The 19065-nt window shown below is 59.0% G+C and carries 17 protein-coding genes; 8 read left to right on the forward strand and 9 right to left on the reverse strand.

Annotated features, from left to right (window positions below; all coding sequences use genetic code 11):
• The 5 genes from C7U61_RS04450 to C7U61_RS04470 form a co-directional block, all read right to left on the reverse strand.
• A complete protein-coding gene (locus C7U61_RS04450) occupies positions 1-1095 on the reverse strand; it encodes a glycosyltransferase family 4 protein (protein WP_106996956.1) in 1095 nt (364 codons plus the stop codon).
• Between the two features lie 87 nt (positions 1096-1182).
• Entirely contained in the window at positions 1183-1593 is a 411-nt protein-coding gene (locus C7U61_RS04455; protein ID WP_106996975.1) for a hypothetical protein, read from the reverse strand.
• 41 nt (positions 1594-1634) lie between these two features.
• A complete protein-coding gene (locus C7U61_RS04460) occupies positions 1635-1886 on the reverse strand; it encodes a hypothetical protein (protein WP_106996957.1) in 252 nt (83 codons plus the stop codon).
• Positions 1887-1943: 57 nt separating this feature from the next.
• Positions 1944-3572 (reverse strand): chaperonin GroEL, encoded by a 1629-nt coding sequence (gene groL, locus C7U61_RS04465; RefSeq protein WP_106996958.1) that lies wholly within the window; start codon positions 3570-3572, stop codon positions 1944-1946.
• A 56-nt stretch (positions 3573-3628) separates the two neighbouring features.
• Positions 3629-3943, reverse strand: a complete 315-nt coding sequence (locus tag C7U61_RS04470) for a co-chaperone GroES (protein WP_106996959.1) — start codon at positions 3941-3943, stop codon at positions 3629-3631.
• A gap of 280 nt (positions 3944-4223) precedes the next feature.
• Between C7U61_RS04470 and C7U61_RS04475 the strand changes: the two genes are divergently transcribed.
• Positions 4224-4496 (forward strand): usg protein, encoded by a 273-nt coding sequence (locus tag C7U61_RS04475; RefSeq protein WP_106996960.1) that lies wholly within the window; start codon positions 4224-4226, stop codon positions 4494-4496.
• Positions 4497-4668: 172 nt separating this feature from the next.
• On the forward strand, positions 4669-5145 hold the full coding sequence (locus C7U61_RS04480) for an Hsp20 family protein (RefSeq protein ID WP_106996961.1): 477 nt from the start codon (positions 4669-4671) through the stop codon (positions 5143-5145).
• 170 nt (positions 5146-5315) lie between these two features.
• Here C7U61_RS04480 and C7U61_RS04485 read toward each other — a convergent pair whose 3' ends face one another.
• Positions 5316-5939 (reverse strand): DUF4142 domain-containing protein, encoded by a 624-nt coding sequence (locus tag C7U61_RS04485; RefSeq protein WP_106996962.1) that lies wholly within the window; start codon positions 5937-5939, stop codon positions 5316-5318.
• A 17-nt stretch (positions 5940-5956) separates the two neighbouring features.
• Positions 5957-7363: a cytochrome B6 gene (locus tag C7U61_RS04490; RefSeq protein WP_106996963.1), complete on the reverse strand. Its 1407-nt coding sequence runs from the start codon at positions 7361-7363 to the stop codon at positions 5957-5959.
• A gap of 270 nt (positions 7364-7633) precedes the next feature.
• Between C7U61_RS04490 and xth the strand changes: the two genes are divergently transcribed.
• The 3 genes from xth (at position 7634) to C7U61_RS04510 (ending at position 10686) form a co-directional block, all read left to right on the forward strand.
• On the forward strand, positions 7634-8407 hold the full coding sequence (xth, locus tag C7U61_RS04500) for an exodeoxyribonuclease III (RefSeq protein WP_106996976.1): 774 nt from the start codon (positions 7634-7636) through the stop codon (positions 8405-8407).
• A 348-nt stretch (positions 8408-8755) separates the two neighbouring features.
• The gene (locus C7U61_RS04505; RefSeq protein WP_106996965.1) at positions 8756-9334 is read left to right on the forward strand and encodes a hypothetical protein; all 579 of its coding nucleotides are present in this window, start codon (positions 8756-8758) and stop codon (positions 9332-9334) included.
• A 488-nt stretch (positions 9335-9822) separates the two neighbouring features.
• A complete protein-coding gene (locus C7U61_RS04510) occupies positions 9823-10686 on the forward strand; it encodes an alpha/beta hydrolase (RefSeq protein ID WP_106996966.1) in 864 nt (287 codons plus the stop codon).
• A gap of 16 nt (positions 10687-10702) precedes the next feature.
• Here the strand turns inward: C7U61_RS04510 and C7U61_RS04515 are convergent, their stop codons facing one another.
• Together C7U61_RS04515 and C7U61_RS04520 are read right to left on the reverse strand one after the other, a co-directional pair.
• Complete coding sequence (locus C7U61_RS04515) at positions 10703-11626, reverse strand: response regulator transcription factor (protein ID WP_106996967.1); 924 nt, start codon at positions 11624-11626, stop codon at positions 10703-10705.
• Positions 11619-15008, reverse strand: coding sequence for an ATP-binding protein (locus C7U61_RS04520; protein WP_106996968.1), 3390 nt, complete (start codon positions 15006-15008; stop codon positions 11619-11621). Before C7U61_RS04520 ends, C7U61_RS04515 begins: the two co-directional genes overlap by 8 nt.
• Positions 15009-15238: 230 nt before the next feature.
• On the opposite strand from C7U61_RS04520, the gene urtA reads away from it, so the two are divergent.
• The 3 genes from urtA to urtC form a co-directional block, all read left to right on the forward strand.
• The gene (urtA, locus tag C7U61_RS04525; protein WP_106996969.1) at positions 15239-16528 is read left to right on the forward strand and encodes an urea ABC transporter substrate-binding protein; all 1290 of its coding nucleotides are present in this window, start codon (positions 15239-15241) and stop codon (positions 16526-16528) included.
• Between the two features lie 67 nt (positions 16529-16595).
• The gene (gene urtB / locus C7U61_RS04530) at positions 16596-18221 is read left to right on the forward strand and encodes an urea ABC transporter permease subunit UrtB (RefSeq protein ID WP_106996970.1); all 1626 of its coding nucleotides are present in this window, start codon (positions 16596-16598) and stop codon (positions 18219-18221) included.
• The coding region (urtC, locus tag C7U61_RS04535; protein WP_106996971.1) for an urea ABC transporter permease subunit UrtC at positions 18218-19065 on the forward strand (848 nt) is incomplete at its 3' end. The genes urtB and urtC, both read left to right, overlap by 4 nt.

Raw genomic sequence — 19065 nt, forward strand, 5'->3', positions numbered from 1 at the left:
CTACGCCACGACCTGCAGATCAAGCGGCTGCCCATGAGCGCGGCGAAGGGGAGCTGTCTTTGTCCGCGTGCCCGGCAATTGCCGATAAATGGCAAGATAATCCCGCGCCATGCGTTCCGCCGTGAAGCGCTTTTCGAACGCGGCCCTTACCTTCCGTCGATCAAGCCGGAGCGCCCATTCGATATTTTCGGCAGCTTCCGTGACATTGTCGACGATCACGCCCGAAATCCCCTCATCAATGATCTCTGGAACCGACCCGCAGCGGAAGGCGATAACCGGCGTCCCGCAGGCCATGGCTTCAATCATCACAAGCCCGAAGGGTTCAGGCCAGTCGATCGGGAAGAGCAGCGCTCCGGCATTGCCAAGAAAGGTTGCTTTCTGATCCTCGTTGATCTCGCCGATAAATTCGACATTTGAATGGCTCTTGACCATGGGTGCGATCACGGTGTCCCAGTAAGCCTTATCCGCATTGTCGATCTTGGCGGCGATCTTCAGCGGCATACCAGCCTTGGCCGCGATGCGGATCGCGCGATCCGGGCGTTTCTCGGGGGATATTCGTCCCAGGAAGGCCACATAGTTGCCCTTCGGCGCCGCCGTGAATGGAAGGATATCCTTTGGAAGACCGTGATGAACCGTTCCGACCCAATTTACCGGCGGCATCGGAAGGCGCTGGTGGTTGGAGATCGAAACCAGCGGAATATCGGGAAAAGCGCTATAGAAGGGTTTCAGATCCGGCAGATCGAGCCGCCCGTGCAGCGTCGTCACGGTACGGTCGGCAAACTCCCTGATCAATGGAAAATGCAGAAGATCGATATGGAAGTGCAGGACATCGAATTCGTCTGCTCGCCTGCGGATTTCCTCCAGCATCAGTACTTGGTGTGGAAGGTGATCCTTAACGGCGGGATTGAGCCGAAGGGCAACGTTCGAGCAAGCAATGAGGCGCGCATCGGTAACGGAATCGCCACTGGCAAAAAGCGTGACGTCGTGACCCTGCGCGACAAGTTCTTCGGTAAGATAGGAAACGATGCGCTCGGTACCCCCATAAAGCTTCGGCGGAACGCTTTCGGCGAGCGGCGCAATCTGGGCGATCTTCATCGGCAAAACCTCCTCATAAGAGCAAAGAATGGACGGCAAAAATCGTGACCGCGTCCTAAACAGGCACGCGTTTACAAGGGTGGAAGTCTAGACTTCTAATATCCGACCGCGGCGCCCTTCCTTTCGTAGGCCGCTGGAAACGAAACGGTCGGCAAAATGGCGCAGCCGTGATTTATGACGATGGAGTTTATCTGCTGCCGTAGAGCGCGGCGATAGCATGTCCTGGCAGTCATCCAAGGACTTCAGGGCGGCAATGATATCGTCATAGGAGACGATATGGTCCGCACCTGGAACGCGCCGGAAGCCCGGCATCGATTCGATCGCAAATATGTCAGAAGCCCAGGACGCGAGTATGGCGCGCTTGTGATCCTTGGCGATGTGCTCTGCCGTCAGAACATCGCGCGGATGAGCAAAATGTCGCGCAGGATACAACAAATGCGCTGAGTTGATTGCAGTGGATTGGTGACTTACTGTGATATCGTCGGTTTCCTTTCTCATATCTGACTCCATCGATGTCTGGTCGGTGAGCTCTTGCCACATTATGGAGTTTCAGCTCGTTTCTCCGCCTCCATGGGCATGCCGCGCGCACCCTGAACCAATATTTTCAGCTGCTCCGGATTCCTGACGCCCTGGCGGTATAATTCTATCACGATAGCGGCGATGCGTTCGCCTTCTTCCGATTGGCGCGGGATATCCGCTGCTGCCCGGATCTCATCAAACACGCGCTGGCAAAGTTCCAGATCACGCGCATCCAGCGGCGCATTGGACCGTTTGATGATCGTCTGAACCATGGTGATCTCCGCTGCAGGAGCCCGCCCCATTATTAGGCGGGCGGGCGCCGCTACTTGTTAGAAGTCCATTCCTGCACCGGCCGGCATTGCAGGTGCCGTTTCCTTCTTCGGCTTTTCCGCAATCATGGCTTCCGTCGTGACCAAGAGGCCGGCAACGGAGGCGGCGTCCTGAAGAGCCGTGCGCACGACCTTGGCAGGATCGATCACGCCCTGGGCATAGAGATCGCCATATTCGCCGGTCTGTGCGTTCCAGCCGAACGAGAAGTCACTCTTTTCCCTGAGCTTGCCGACGATGATCGAGCCCTCGGCACCGGCATTTTCCGCGATCTGACGAACGGGGGCTTCGATGGCGCGGCGCACGATGTCCACGCCGACACGCTGGTCATCGTTTTGTGTGGAGAGCCCATCGAGTGCCTTGATGGCGCGCAGAAGGGCCACACCGCCGCCAGGCAGGATGCCTTCCTCGACCGCGGCTCGGGTCGCATGCAGCGCATCGTCAACCCGGTCCTTCTTTTCCTTCACTTCGACTTCCGTCGAGCCGCCGACGCGGATGACGGCGACGCCGCCAGCGAGCTTGGCAAGACGTTCCTGCAGCTTTTCGCGGTCGTAGTCGGAGGTGGTTTCTTCGATCTGAGTCTTGATCTGCGCAACGCGGCCATCGATATCGGACTTTGAGCCGACGCCGTCGATGATGGTGGTATTTTCCTTCTCGATCGAAACCTTCTTGGCGCGACCGAGCATGTCGAGGGTGACGGACTCGAGCTTGATGCCGAGATCTTCGGAAATGACGGTGCCGCCGGTGAGGATGGCGATGTCTTCCAGCATGGCCTTGCGGCGGTCGCCGAAACCCGGAGCCTTGACGGCAGCGATCTTGAGGCCGCCGCGCAGCTTGTTGACGACGAGGGTGGCAAGAGCTTCGCCTTCGACGTCTTCAGCGATGATGAGAAGCGGCTTGCCGGTCTGAACGACGGCTTCGAGAACCGGAAGCATGGCCTGCAGGTTCGAGAGCTTCTTTTCGTGGATCAGGATATAGGGGTCCTCGAATTCCACGCGCATCTTGTCGGCATTGGTTACGAAGTAGGGGCTGAGATAGCCGCGGTCGAACTGCATGCCTTCGACGACTTCGAGTTCGGTTTCGGCGGTCTTGGCTTCTTCAACCGTGATGACGCCTTCATTGCCAACTTTTTCCATTGCCTCGGCAAGATAGCGGCCGATCTCGGCGTCACCATTGGCGGAAATCGTGCCGACCTGGGCGATCTCGGAATTGCTGGTGATCTTGCGGGCGTTGATCTTCAGTTCCTTGACCACAGCATCGACGGCGATATCGATGCCGCGCTTCAGGTCCATCGGGTTCATGCCGGAGGCGACTGCCTTGGCGCCTTCCTTGACGATCGCTTGCGCGAGAACGGTTGCGGTGGTGGTGCCATCACCGGCGAGATCGTTCGTCTTCGAGGCGACCTCACGCAGCATCTGGGCGCCCATGTTTTCGAACTTGTCTTCCAGTTCGATTTCCTTGGCGACGGAAACGCCGTCCTTGGTGATGCGCGGAGCGCCGAAGGACTTGTCGATCACGACGTTACGACCCTTGGGCCCAAGCGTAACCTTCACAGCATTCGCCAGTACATCGACCCCTCGCAGCATGCGTTCACGGGCGTCGCTGTGGAACTTGACTTCTTTCGCAGCCATTTCTTTAACTCCTCAATAGGCAGCTATCTGACTGATGGTTTCTGATCGCGGATGCCTCAGGCGGCTTGCTTCTGCTCGCTCTGGGCGTCGATAATTCCCATGACATCGCTTTCCTTCATGATCAGCAGGTCTTCACCGTTGATCTTGATCTCCGTGCCCGACCATTTTCCGAAGAGAATGCGATCGCCAACCTTGACATCGAGGGGCTGAATTTGGCCCGCCTCGTTGCGCGCACCGGGACCGACGGCGATGACTTCGCCTTCCTGCGGCTTTTCCTTGGCGGTATCGGGAATGATGATGCCGCCCTTGGTCCTTTCCTGGGACTCGATGCGGCGGACGAGAATGCGATCATGAAGCGGTCGGAACGACATGTTTTCCTCCGTTGGACAAAAAAGATGACGTTGTTCCCCTGGCCGGATCGGATGACCGGTCCGGGCGGGTGCGCGAGCCTCCATCGAGCGCTCGCGCGGGAAGATTTATTTTTGCGATTTTGCGATTTCAAGAGGGAGAAAAGAAAAAATTAGCAGCCGGGCGGGATGGCTGCTAACAAACTGAAAAGGAACGGAAAACTGCTCTTCCGCGTTGAAGAAGAGCGTGGGTTGGTGCAAAAATCCGCGCGATCTTTAAACTGACGTGAAATGGAGATGAGACATGCGATTTTCATCCGATCTGGAACGCCAGCTGAACGGCTACGGACTGACGACCGCACATATCCTCTATCATATTCCCGATTTCGAATCCGTGTTGCAGACCTATGTCTGGCAGGATTACGATCTGGCGCCGGACTTTCCAGAAATGCACAAGTTCCTTGATTTCTGGCAGGCCAATCTCGATGGTCCGCTGCATTCCGTTCGCTATTCCCATCGCCGTCTGGTTGGCCCGAACGAATGGCGCAATGTCGACGGTGAGTTCAAGCTTCAATGAGCGCTTGTACCCCTGCGCTTCAGTGCCGAAATTTTTCCGCACACACCTCTTGAAGGCCGGAAAATGCAGAACCAGATCGAAATAGGCCGGCTGCCCAAAGGGGGCTGGCATACCGGAGGTTCAGCTTAGGCTGCGCCTCTATCTCCCATGTTGCTTTACGGAGGATATGGTTATGAGAAACGAATTCGACTTCGCTCCCCTCTACCGGTCGAGCATCGGCTTCGACCGCGTCTTCAATCTTCTCAACAATGCTCAGCGCCTGCACGCCATCGATAGCTGGCCGCCCTATGACATCGTCAGGTTCGGTGAAGATGATTACCGCATCTCGATGGCGGTCGCCGGCTTTGCCGACCGCGAACTCGATATCACGCAGGACCGTAACGTTCTTGTCGTGAAAGGGACGAAGGCCAAGGAGCCCGAAGAGGGCGAATATCTGCACCGCGGCATCGGTGCGCAGGGTTTCGAGCGCCGCTTCGAGCTGGCAGACCACGTGAAGGTCGAGACCGCATCGCTCAAGAATGGGCTTCTGACGATAGCCTTGAAACGAGAGCTTCCCGAAGCGATGAAGCCGCGTCGGATTGCCATCGGCAATGGTTCACCGGATGCCAAGATATCCAAGCTGATCGAAGCTGAAGAGAAGGTCGCCTGATCATGCGGTTGCGGACGAAGCATATCGTCCGCCGTGAACAAGCTCGCGAACATGTAGCTGACGGGCCGGCATGCTTCCATATGCCGGCTTGCGTCCTCCTTCAATCCAGGCATACGGGGATGCACAGCGTCGCTTCGAGCCGAGAGTGCAGAGCGCTAGCTGATCGCGTGCTAGGGCTGGTGCGCGTTTGCCGCCATGGCTTCCGGAAGAAATCGGATGCCGGCCCCGGTCAGAGCGGCATTGATCTCCTGTGCTTGACGGAGATGATCGAGCACGGTCGGTAGCATCGATCCGGCCAGACGCTGCATTTCTGCATCCTCGCCGAAGGAAATTTCCCATGCCAGAAGTTGCGCGGTCTTCTGATGATCGACGATCTGCGCCGCAATATAGGCTCTGTCGAAAGCTTCGCCGCTCAGCTTGTCCAGGCGGTCGCGGACCACCTGATGGTCGGCATCAAGTTCTGTCGGCAGCGGGATCTTTGCGGCATCGGCGAGATTTTTGAGCTTCCCGTTGGCAACGCTATGGTCCTGAACCATCCTGTCGGCAAATTGCTTTGCGGCATCGGCGCTGGCCTTCTGGCCCGCCATACGGCCCAACTCCACTTCGGCCAGCCCACCTGCGGCTGCAAGCTGGGCGAACAGCCGGTCTTGATTGTTGGTCTGGTTGGGAGCCGGAACGCCCGGCTTTGCCATTCTCGTGTCGACACCCATTCCCGCTGGATTGCCGATCTGGGCGGCGGCCGTGCCCGAAAGCAACAGCAGTGCGCTGAGAGCAACGATAACATGACGGCACATGCGCTTCTCCTTTGTCCTCACAGCGTCAGCATATAGGCGACGAGATCCTTCTTTTCCTGCTCCGTCAGCTTCACTCCCAGGACGAGATTGAAGAACTCGACGGTATCGGCAAGCGTCAGCAAGCGGCCATCATGAAGGTAGGGTGGAGAATCCTTGATGCCGCGCAAGGTGAAGGTCTTGATGGGACCATCGGGCAGCGTGACGAAATCGTTGAAAACCTGGCCGATCTTGTAGAAGCGTTCAAGCTTCAGGTCGTGCATATTGTTGTCCATGAACGCTGTCTGCGGCACATGACACTCGGCGCATCTTCCCTTGCCCATGAATATCCGCTCGCCGGACAGTTCCTGCGGTGTGGCGAGCGCCGGATCCAGCCGTCCGAACGGATCGAGTTTGGGTGCCGGCGGAAAATCGATGATGTTCTGCATCTGAGCCATCATCGCGACCTGATTGGGTCGGTCGGGGAGATTGACGCCTTTGCGTGTCGCGCTCACATGATCGCCGTTGAAGTAGGCCGTTCGCTGCTCGAATTCGCTGAAGTCTTCGACTGAGCGCAGCGATCGTTTGGATCCGTGGATCTGCTGGTTGAAGAGGCCACGCAAGCTAGTGGTGTCGAGGCGAAACCGATCGGCCTGGGGCCGGACGTCGGGCGTCAGATGAAAGGCAGCATTCGTGTGAAAATTGGAATGACAGTCGAGGCAGGCGACGCCGGTGCTCTGATCCGCAACCTTGCGATCCTCGGTCTGGTTGAATTCCTCCTGCGGAAATGGGGTCAGAAGCAGCCGAAGTCCTTCCATCTGGACCGGCGTGATGACGCCGTTCATGATTTCGTAGAAGTTCTTGATCGTTAGCAACTGGCCTCGCGAGACGTCTCCGAGTTCGGGATGTGTGGTCAGGAAGATCGGTGGCGGAAACTCCGGCGTGAAATTGTCCGGAAGATCGAAATCGACGTCGAAACGGCGCAGATCGCGCATCTCCTGAGCGTGGATTTCATCGATTTCGCGATTTGGGAAAACCTGGCCGCCGGCCGCCTGCTTGACATGAGGCAAGGGCAGGAACCCCTCCGGCAGCAGGTTTCGCTCCCTGATCTCCGATGGCTTCATGGCTGCGAGTTGATCCCAACTGATGTTCGCGGGGAGCTTGACGCGAACGCCGTCTTGCACCGGCTTCATGCCACCAGACATCTTGACGTCAGGCATCGGCTTGTCCGTAAGATCGTAGCGCCGTTCGAGCAGCATGCGCTGCCGTTCCATGACAGCGGGCTGTTGAGCCTCGTCGATCGCCCGGGCCTGTGAAAAGGGCATCGTCGGTAGCGGCCTGTACGTCGTGTCAGGCGGCAACGGATCGGAAATGGCGCCGACGGCAAGAACGGCAACTCCAGAAAAAGAGGCGCCAAAAACCACACTTAGATAACGAGATCTCCGCATGTCCCTCTCCCCAGTCGCGGATAAAGCCGACTTCATGAACTTCGTAGAAGGTCAAATGTTCCGGGGAGCTTTCGAATATCTGACGAAATTTTCGAATGGAGGCCGAGGATGGCTTGCGTGCCTGGGCATTGTCATGGGCGCCGCTCGGGATCTCCTAGCCGAGATTGTTATGGATGCGGTTGATCCATTGCTATTGCGCTTGCATCTTTTAGGCCTGGACTGCGTTTTCCTTGCTGCAATTGCGGGAAAGCTCCGAAGCGCCGAGCCATGATGAAGATCGCCTCCTACAATATCAATGGTATCAATGGCCGGCTCGAAATCCTGCTCGAGTGGCTCGCGGAATCTCAGCCCAATATCGTGTGTCTGCAGGAACTGAAGGCTCCCGACGAGAAGTTTCCACGCCGCGCACTGGAAAAAGCCGGTTATGGGGCTATTTGGCATGGGCAAAAGAGCTGGAACGGCGTTGCAATTCTGGCGCGCGATATCGACCCGATCGAAACACGCCGCGGCTTGCCTGGAGATCCGGATGATCAGCACAGCCGCTACATCGAAGCGGCAATTGGCGGCATTGTCGTCGGTTGTCTTTATCTGCCCAATGGCAATCCGGCACCCGGCCCGAAATTCGACTATAAGCTTCGTTGGTTCACACGCCTGCAGGATTATGGGCGAGAGCTTCTCGATCTTGGCGTGCCGGCCGCGCTTATCGGGGACTTCAACGTCATGCCCACGGACCTCGATGTCTATGCGCCCGAGCGCTGGCGCGACGACGCGCTGTTTCGGCCGGAGGTAAGAAGAGCTTTCGCGGATTTGGTTGCGCAGGGATGGACCGATGCGATCCGGGAGCTCTTTCCCGATCAGCGTATCTATACGTTCTGGAAGTATTTCCGGAACGCTTTCCAGCGCAACGCGGGGCTCCGCATCGATCACTTCCTGCTCAGCCCCTCCCTGGCGAACGGCTTGATGGGCGCGGGCGTCGATACCTCAATTCGTGGGTTGCCGCATACCAGCGACCATGCGCCGGTCTGGATTGAGGTTGCGATATGATTTCGCCTCTCAGGAAAGCGAGCAGGGCGCTGTCGATTTGCAATCTCCGCTCCAGTAGTTCTGAACTCACGCGGTCGCTTTGGCATGAAAAAGCGGGCGGTAGCGCCTATCCTGGGATGTGAGCTTTCGCCGCTGCAATCTCATTTGTGCCTGGCGCAAGTGGTATGATCGAGGGGGATTTGCGTCTGCCATTTCGAGGATCGGAAGCAAGCCGAGAGCACTGTAAACACGGCGATGGATCGCTTCGCGATATAAAGTTCATTCGATTCTTATTTAAGCGTTGATTCAATCAGAGGGACATGAAACAACATTCGTGCGTGAATGCCTCCGGCACAAGGAAACGTGCTCGTGTTATCGCTTGCCTTGTCACACGGGATTTTGGGATCGGAAGATCTCAAGATCGTCCAAGACGTATTTGAGCGCGTAAGCTCCGAACCCTGGTTCACTTTGCAAAATGATCAGCGTGACGAATTCGCTCGATATATATTGCGAATGTATCGCCGAGGTGTGGTCATTCCCGAGAAACTGGAGGCTCTCTGCTTGATCGCGGCCAAGACGCATTTCTCAAGCCCGATCATCGGAGGGCGTCGTTTCCTTGTCGTGGAAGATGAGGAAATCATCGCGGTGGACGCCGCGGACACCTTGGCGCGGCTGGGCGCTGAAATTGTCGGACCGGTCAGTACAGTCCGGGATGCATTTGATGCCATCGAAGGCGCCTGCGGCGGTCTCGATGCAGCACTTCTCGACATTAATCTGCGTGGGCAGGCGATCTTTCCGGTGGCGGCCTTCCTGAAAATGAAGCACATCCCCTTCGCGTTTGTCACCGGCTACGACAAGAGCGTGATACCGGCATTTTTCCGCTCCACGCCAATCTTCACCAAACCCGCCAATTGGGAAGTGATAGCATCGCACCTCTCGCGAGGCTGAACCGTGGTCTCCCGCTTCCTGCGGGGAAGCGGCGATTGCTTGCAGACCTCCCGGTCCGCCGCCCAACTTTCAAAAGGTCAATAGGCAGAGCGTTGCTCCGCGATCGCGGGAGTAACATGCCGTTCCCGGAAAGCAGCAAACGAGACTTCGATAATCATCTCGCTTAGGAACAATTTCCACGCATTGCGGTTTGACAGCCCGAGGGGAGATAACGCCGGCCCCTCCAGCTCATACAGCTTGCTGGTGAGCTACCTCCTGAGGCGCGTCACGAACTCGGCAAGGCCGCTCCCTTGTCTTGCTGGGTTCGTGACGTGTCTGTTTCACTATGCATCTACGCAGGAATTCCGAATGCGGGCCTCGCCTCGATATGGGGGATTCCGTTCGACGGAGCTGGAGTTTCCGCGGGAAATTGGCGTGACGAGCAAAGCCGGAACAATCCGGTGCCGCAAACGTAAGTACGAACGAGCGAATATTCGAAGGAGCCCGATTTGTTCAGCGGAATGGCATTGGATTACATCGACGTTGGTCCCGGCCTCTTGCGCGTTCGCCACGGCGGCTCCGGGCCGCCATTGCTGCTGCTCCACGGCCATCCGCGAACGCATATGACATGGGGCCGTGTCGCCGACCTCTTGTCTCCTCACTTCACGATTGTATGTCCCGACCTCAGGGGATTTGGAAAGTCTTTCCAACCTATTGACAGCGAAGACAGCCGTTATTCTTCGAAACGGGCAAAAGCGCTGGACTGTGTGGCGCTGATGCAGGCTTTGGGACATCGTACCTTTGGCGTGGCAGGCCATGACCGGGGCAGCTATGTGGCATTCCGTCTTGCGCTCGATCATCCCGAGATCGTCACCAAGGTCTCCGTGATCGACAGCATTCCGATCATCGAGCATCTCGAGCGGATGGATTGGCGTTTCGCGCGCGACTGGTATCATTGGTTCTTCTTCGCGCAAAAGGAAAAGCCCGAGCAGGCGATCAATGCCGACCCCCAGGCGTGGTACAGCCGCATCCGCCCCGATCTCATGGGGAAAGAGGCCTATGACGACTTGTTGGCGGCGATCCACGATCCGGCGGTGATCCATGGCATGATCGAGGATTACCGGGCGGGATTGACCGTGGATCGGGAAGATGAATTGCAGGACCGCCTTGCCGGTAAGCGGGTCACATGCCCGTTGCTTTGCCTTTGGTCGACGAGAGACGATCTGGAGGATTTCTTCGGTGATCCGAGAGAAATCTGGCGGTCATGGGCGGTGAATGTCACCGGCCACGGTATCGAAAGCGGCCACCATGTCGCGGAGGAAAATCCCGTCGATCTTGCAAACTCCCTCCAGCGTTTTTTCAACGAGGAATGAGTTGGCGGCCACTCCCTTAAGCTTCGTGCAGGACGTGCGCGGCCCTGACAGCCGCTGATGCCCGGTTTTCGACGCCGAGTTTCACATAGATCTGCTCCAGATGCTTATTCACGGTGCGGGCCGAAAGGCCGAGGATTTCGCCGATATCACGGTTGGATTTGCCCTTGGCGAGCCATAGCAATACTTCGGATTCGCGCTGCGTCAGCGCAAAATGCCGGCGCAAGGCTTCGTCGTCGGCACGCTGGCTGGTGGCCGTCAGGCGAAAGAGATATTCGTCGGCTCCGATGGCGCCGAGAAAGGTGAATTGCAGCGCCGCTTGGCCGCCATTGTTCAGCGAAAGAAGATTGTCGCGTGCAGGGCCGAGCCGCTCGCGTTCCAGCATGAAGGCGGCGATGTGCCTGGAGGCGAGCTCAAGGCCGTCGTCACTGCCGGTCGCGGCATTGATCAGGCGGGTGGCCTGCGGCGTCGACCAATGGATGGCACCATTGCCCTTGACGGCCAGGAGATGACGGCCTGCGGCATCGAGCGCCACCCTGGCGCTTTGAGCCGAGCGCGCATTGCGCAGATGGACGCGGATGCGGGCGCGCAGTTCGTCGATATTGATCGGCTTGGTGAGATAATCGACACCACCGGATTCCAGCGCATGCACCACATGCTCGGTTTCGGTGAGCCCGGTCATGAAGACGACCGGAATCTGGGCGATGCCCGCATTGGCTTTCAGCCGCCGGCAAGTTTCGAAACCATCCATGACAGGCATGACGGCATCAAGCAGGATGAGATCGGGCGTAATGCGCTCGACGATGTTGAGCGCCGCCGGTCCCGATGTGGCGATCAGCACGGAGAAGCCGGATTGCTCGAGCGCGTCGGTCAGGAAGCCGAGCGCCTCCGGTGAATCGTCCACCAGCAAGACTATGTCGCGGGGAAGGGCAGGCTCAGCCAATCTGTTCTACCTTTTCAGTGTCGAAGCTGCGAAGCACGTTCAGGAAACCGTCGAGATCGAAAGCCTGGACATGGGCGCGCAAGGCGTCGATGAACGGCTTGTTTTCTTCAAGTTTGGCAAGATCCGCAAGCTTTGCCTCGATGCCCCTGACGTAACCGATCTCGCCAAGCCGCAGCAACTCGCGGACATGCTCGATACCGGGGCTTTTAAGTGGTGGGGGCGGCTTTGGCGCGGCAGGGGTTGAGGCATCGGAATAGATCCATTTCAGCCCGAGATGCAGCGCGAGCTTGTCGCGAAGCTGGCGGATGTCGACCGGTTTGGAGATAGCGTCGTTATGACTGTCGTCACTATCAGTCGCGGCGGCGGCGTCGCCGATATTGGCCGAAAGCATCAGAATCGGCGCCGTCTGGCCGTTTTCCCTGAGCCGCGAGACGAGCTGCCATCCATTCATGCCGGGCATGGAGATATCGACCAGGAACAGATCGGGCTTGATGCCCTCGATCAGCGTCAGGCAGTCCGGCCCGCCGGCGGCAGTGAGCACGATGAAATCGAGCGGCGACAGGATCTCGCGCATCAACTCGCGATGATCCTCATTGTCGTCGACGACGACGATGGTGCGGCGCGGTCCTTCGTAGCCGACGATGCGTTGCTCCTGCGCCGGCGGCTTCATCGGTCGGATCACGGCCGACAGCATCAGGCGCACTTTGAATGTCGAGCCCACGTCCTTCTCGCTCGTGACGGAAATCTCCCCGCCGAGTGTGTTCGTCAGCAGTTGCGTGATGGTAAGGCCGAGGCCGAGACCGGGCATCGGCCTGATGCTGTCGGCTTCGCCGCGCTGGAAGGGCTCGTAGATACGGGTGATGTCCTTTGCCGCGATGCCGCGGCCGGTGTCGGAAACGGTGAACGTTGCGACCTGGTTTCTGTAGCCCACCTCGAAGCGGACGGTTCCGGCATCGGTGAATTTGATGGCATTGGAGAGCAGATTGACGAGAATCTGGCGCAGCCGCTTCTCGTCGGTGCGGACATAATCGGGCAAGGCTGCGGCGCGCTCGTGGACGAAAGTCAACCCCTTGGCCTGCGCCTGCGGATGGAACATGTCGACGATTTGGTCGAGAAAATCCTGGATGTTGATCTCGTTGGAATAGACCTGCAGGCGGCCGGCCTCGATCTTGGAAATATCGAGCAGGCCGTCGATCAGACCGGAAAGATGCTCGGCGCTCCGACGGATGACCTTCAGCGAGGCTTGCCGTGGCGCCGGAATGGTCTCGTCGCGCTCCAGGATTTGCGCATAGCCGAGCACGGCGTTGAGCGGCGTACGCAATTCGTGGCTCAAGCCTACGACATAGCGGCTCTTGGCGCGGTTTGCCGCCTCTGCCGCCTCCTTGGCCCCCTGCAGGGCAGCGTCGGTCTTCTTGTGAGCGGCGATTTCCTTCAAGAGCAGCGTGTTCTGGCGCGACGATTCCTCTTCGGCGACCACGCGGCTGTCATGGGCAAGCACATAGAACCAACAGGCGACGCCGGCGATCACGGCAAAGACGAAGAAGACGATCAGGATGGTGCGGTTGACCACGGATGCGGTCTCGGGGGAGGCGGCACCGACCTGATGCGCGATCATCGCCAGGATCGCGCCCATGGCGGTCAGCGCTAAGACAACGGCGATGCCATAACGGCCGAGCCGTGTCGCGAGCTTTGCGACGATGCTTTCGGGCAGCAGGGTCTTTGCGACGGTGGCGACCTGCGTATTGAGCCGGGCCTTCGGCTTGCACATGTCGTGGCAGCGGCTGTCGAGCGAACAGCAAAGTGAGCAGATCGGCGCGGCATAGGCCGGGCACCAGGCCATGTCCTCCGGCTCGAACGGATGCTCACAGACCGAGCAGGCGATAGTGGTCAGGTTCTTCCAGCTCTGCCGCGGCTTGCGGGCGAGATAGTATTTTCCCTTGGTTGCCCAGGCGATGGCAGGCGAGGCGATGAATGCCACGATCAGGGTGACATAGGGCGCAAGCGATGCCGCGATCGATCCGAAGGCGCCGAAATGCGCGATGAGAGCGATGGTGGCCGAAAGCGCCATGGCGCCGAGCCCGACCGGATTGATGTCATAGAGATGCGCGCGTTTGAACTCGATACCGGGAGGCGCAAATCCCAGCGATTTGTTGATGAAGAGATCGGCGGAGACGGTGCAGAGCCAGGCCATGGCGATAATGGAGAAAATGCCGAGCGTCTCCTCCAGCAGCCGGTAGATGCCGAGTTCCATCAACAGGAGCGCGATGGCGACGTTGAAGACGAGCCAGATGACGCGGCCGGGATGGCTGTGCGTCAGCCGCGAAAAGAAGTTCGACCAGGCGAGCGAGCCAGCATAGGCGTTCATGACGTTGATCTTCAGCTGGGAGATCATCACGAAGGTGGCCATCAATAGCAGCGCCGCATTGTGCCAGGGGATCATGTAGCCGAAGGCGGTCAGGTACATCTGTGCCGGATCGGCGGCGCGACCCACAGGCACGCCGGAGGTCAGTGTCAGAACGACGAGGAAGGAGCCGGCGAGCAGCTTCGGTGCGCCGATGATGACCCATCCGGGTCCGGCCAGAAATACGGCCAGGCGATGGCGCCATTTGCGGTGGCCGTCCGGCGGCAGGAAGCGCAGGAAGTCGGCCTGTTCGCCGATCTGCGACATCAGCGCCAGAATGACGGCGGAAGCGGCGCCGAACTCCAGCAGATCGAAGGGAGCAGCGGTACCGGGCGCGCTTGCGGGATGATGGATGCCGGCAAAGGCCCGCCAGAGATCGAATTTTCCCCAGTCGGCAAAGGCGATGAAGATGAAGGGCAGGATGTTGAGAACGATCCAGAAGGGCTGTGTCAGCAGTTGGAACCGGCTGATGAGGCGCACACCATGGGTGACGAGCGGGATCACCATGACGGCGCTCAGGATGTAGCCGATCCATACGGGTATGCCGAGCGTCAGCTCCAGCGCCCCGGACATGATCGAGGCTTCGATCGCAAACAGCATGAAGGTGAAGCTGGCATAGATCAGCGAGGTGACGGTCGAGCCGATATAGCCGAAGCTTGCGCCGCGCGTCAGAAGATCGATGTCGACGCCGTGGCGGATGGCATAGCGACTGATCGGCAGGCCGACGGCGAGCATGGCGAGGCTTGCGACGACGATGGCGTAGAAGGCGTTGGTCGTGCCGTAGGAGAGGGTGATCGTGCCGCCGATCGCCTCCAGCGCCAGGAAGGAAATGGCACCGATCGCGGTTTGCGAGATACGCTGCGAGGAAAATTGCCGCGCGCTCTTGGCGGTGAAACGCAGGGCGTAGTCTTCCAGCGTCTGGTTCGCGACCCAGCGGTTATATTCACGTCTTACCGGAATGATGCGTTGCCGCGCAGCCATGCTTACCTTTCAGCAGTCCCGCCATCGTCACCATGGCAGTCGGCAGATGTCGTAACATGGATCGATATCGCGCTTAAGGGCATGAGAGTGCCCAGAGCTGCACATTTCGCCCCGGCGTCTACGTCATTTTACGTATGTGGTTTCCTAAAGGCGCGCCGGATAGTCGCGGAAGCCAGCGGCCAATCCTTGTTTACCGGCCGTTGCAGCAGACAAAAAGAGGGGAACCACGGATGAATTTCAAGACTCTCGTCTCCGGCGCGCTGCTCGGCGCCATCATGTCCACGACGGCATTCAACGGCGCTTTCGCAGCCGACGACACCATCAAGGTCGGCGTCCTGCATTCGCTATCCGGCACCATGGCGATCTCGGAAACGACGCTCAAGGATGCCATGCTGATGCTCATCGACGAGCAGAACAAGAAGGGTGGCGTTCTCGGCAAGAAGCTCGAGCCCGTCGTCGTCGACCCAGCCTCCGACTGGCCGCTCTTTGCCGAAAAGGCGCGCGAACTCATTCAAAAGGATAAGGTCTCGGCCGTGTTCGGCTGCTGGACCTCGGTGTCGCGCAAGTCGGTGCTGCCCGTCTTCAAGGAACTGAATTCGATCCTTTTCTATCCGGTGCAGTTCGAAGGCGAGGAGTCCGAGCGCAACGTCTTCTATACGGGTGCAGCCCCGAACCAGCAGGCAATCCCTGCCGTCGACTACCTGATGAAGAACGAAGGCGTGCAGCGCTGGGTGCTTGAAGGCACCGACTATGTCTATCCGCGCACGACCAACAAGATCCTCGAAGCCTATCTGAAATCCAAGGGCGTCAAGGACGAAGACATCATCATCAACTACACGCCGTTCGGCTTCTCCGACTGGCAGACGGAAGTCTCCAAGATCAAGGCCTTTGGCGCGGCCGGCAAGAAGACCGCCGTCGTCTCCACCATCAACGGCGACGCCAATGTTCCCTTCTACAAGGAACTGGGCAACCAGGGTGTGAAGGCCGAGGATATCCCGGTCGTCGCCTTCTCAGTCGGCGAAGAAGAACTTGCCGGCGTCGATACCAAGCCGCTTGTCGGCCATCTCGCCGCCTGGAACTACTTCCAGTCTGTCGACACACCGGCCAACGCCGCCTTCATCAAGGAATGGCACGCCTACACCAAGAACGACAAGCGTGTGACCAACGACCCGATGGAAGCTGCCTATATCGGCTTCAACATGTGGGTGAAGGCCGTCGAGAAGGCCGGCACGACCGATCCGGACAAGGTGATCGACGCGCTCGTCGGCGTCTCGGTACCGAACCTGACGGGCGGCTATGCCACCATGATGCCGAACCACTACATCACCAAGCCGGTCCTGATCGGCGAGGTGCAGGAAAACGGCCAGTTCGACGTGGTGTCGCAGACCCCTGCGGTGGTCGGCAAGGAATGGTCCGACTACCTGCCCGACAGCAAGGACCTGATCTCGGATTGGCGCATGCCGATGAACTGCGGCAACTTCAACGTCACGACAGGCAAGTGCGGCGGCAAGGGCTCCTGATATCAGCCGGCGCAAGATCGCCGCGGGCAGGCTTTTCTGGCCGCGGCAGCGTGAGGGGACTAGCGCAATGTTCGACAAATTCATTTACCGCATGGCCGTGCCGCTGGCCGCCTGCTTTTGCCTGATGCTCACGCTGACGGCGACAAGCCTTCGTGCCCAGGAAGATGCCCATGGCCTCATCAATTCGCTCGGTCGGGCCAATTTCCAGAAGGCTGGCGATATCGTCCAAACCCTTGCGAAGACAGGCGATCCGAAAGTCGTACCGGCATTGCAGGCCTTTTCGGATGGCGATCTTTATGTCAGGAAATCCGATAATCAGGTGTTCATCGCCAAATCTTCGGGCGACATGATGGACCTGGTGGACCCGCTCACCGGGCAGGCGACCGGTCAGGAAGCCAGGGACAATCTCGCCAAGATCAAGATCAACAATAGTCTGCGGCGTGCGGTTCGCGCGGCTCTCGGCGGCCTGACGCTGATGAGCCCGGATCGCGCGACGCGCTTGGAGGCGGCGCAATCCATTCTGAAGGCGCCGAGCGCGGATTCGCTTGACGCCGTCGAGACGGCGCTGCGGAGCGAGAAGGACGCCGACATTCGCGGTGTGCTTGAACGCGCAAGAGCGGTTGCCGTGCTTGGCTCGGGCCGTTCGGTTGAAGACAGGAAGGCGGCGATCGAGACGATCAAGGCCGAAGGCGGCCGCGATGCCATCGGCATTCTCTCGTCGGTTTCCGTCGACGATAGCCTGAAGCCCGATGTGGCTGCCGCCATTGCCGGCATCCAGGAGCAGTTGAAATTCTGGGATGCGGTGCAGAACGTTTGGTACGGCCTGTCGCTCGGCTCGGTGCTGTTGCTCGCCGCTATCGGCCTTGCCATTACCTTCGGCGTCATGGGCATCATCAACATGGCCCATGGCGAGATGGTGATGCTCGGCGCCTACTCGACCTTCGTCGTTCAAAGCATCATCCGCACCTCCTATCCCCAATTGTTCGATTGGTCGTTGGCGATTGCCCTGCCGGTCGCTTTCGTCGTCACCGGCGCCGTCGGCCTCGTCATCGAGCGCGGCGTCATCCGCTTCCTCTATGGCCGGCCGCTGGAAACGCTGCTCGCCACCTGGGGCATTTCGCTGATCCTGCAGCAAGCGGTTCGCTCGATCTTCGGGCCCACCAATCAGGAGGTCGGCAATCCCTCCTGGATGTCGGGTTCCTTCGACCTCGGCTATCTCTCGATCACCTGGAACCGGCTCTGGATCATCGTCTTTGCGCTCGGTGTGTTCGTGGCGTTCCTGCTTCTCCTCAAGCGCTCGGCCTTCGGGTTGCAAATGCGGGCGGTGACGCAGAACCGGCGCATGGCGTCTTCGATGGGGATCCGCACCTCCTGGATCGACGCCTTCACCTTTGCGGTGGGGTCTGGCATTGCGGGCATGGCGGGTGTGGCGCTCTCGCAGATCGACAACGTCTCGCCGAACCTCGGCCAGAGCTACATCATCGACAGTTTCATGGTCGTGGTGTTCGGCGGTGTCGGCAATCTCTGGGGGACGCTCGTCGGCGCCTTCTCGCTTGGCATCCTCAACAAGTTTCTCGAGCCCTACGCGGGGGCGGTGCTTGGCAAGATCCTTGTCCTCGTCCTCATCATCCTCTTCATCCAGAAACGTCCGCGCGGGCTCTTCGCCCTCAAGGGAAGGGCGGTGGAAGCATGATCACGGCCTTTCTTCTTCGCTCGCTCGACCGCCGTATCAGCATCGCGATTGCCATCCTGCTTGCCGTCGCCGTGCTCGTGCCGCTGTCAAACCTGCTGTTGCCCGAAACGAGCGCACTACATGTGCCGACCTATCTGATGTCGCTGTTCGGCAAATACCTGACCTATGCGTTGCTCGCCTTGGCGCTCGATCTCGTCTGGGGCTATTGCGGCATTCTTTCGCTCGGCCACGGCGCCTTCTTCGCGCTTGGCGGCTATGCGATGGGCATGTATCTGATGCGCCAGATCGGCTCGCGCGGCACCTACGGCAATCCGATCCTGCCGGACTTTATGGTCTTCCTGAACTGGAAGGAACTGCCATGGTTCTGGTACGGTTTCGATCAGTTCTGGTTCGCCATGCTCATGGTCTTGGTAGCACCCGGCCTGCTCGCCTTTGTGTTCGGCTGGTTTGCCTTCCGTTCGCGCGTCAACGGCGTCTATCTGTCGATCATCACGCAGGCGATGACCTATGCGCTGCTGCTTGCCTTCTTCCGCAACGACATGGGTTTCGGCGGCAATAACGGCCTGACGGATTTCAAGGACATTCTCGGCTTCAACATTCAGGCCGATGGCACGCGTGCCGTACTCTTCGCCATCACGGCCGTGTTCCTGGCGCTGGCATTGATGCTGTCTTCGGCCATCGTCCGCTCGAAATTCGGCAAGGTGCTTGTGGGCGTGCGCGACGCCGAGAGCCGCACGCGCTTCTTAGGCTATCGGGTCGAACACATGAAGCTCTTCGTCTTCGTGGTATCGGCCATGATGGCCGGCATTGCCGGCGCGTTATACGTGCCCCAGATCGGCATCAT

Origin of the sequence: Rhizobium sp. JAB6 (assembly GCF_003024605.1) — a bacterium.
Classification (GTDB): domain Bacteria; phylum Pseudomonadota; class Alphaproteobacteria; order Rhizobiales; family Rhizobiaceae; genus Rhizobium.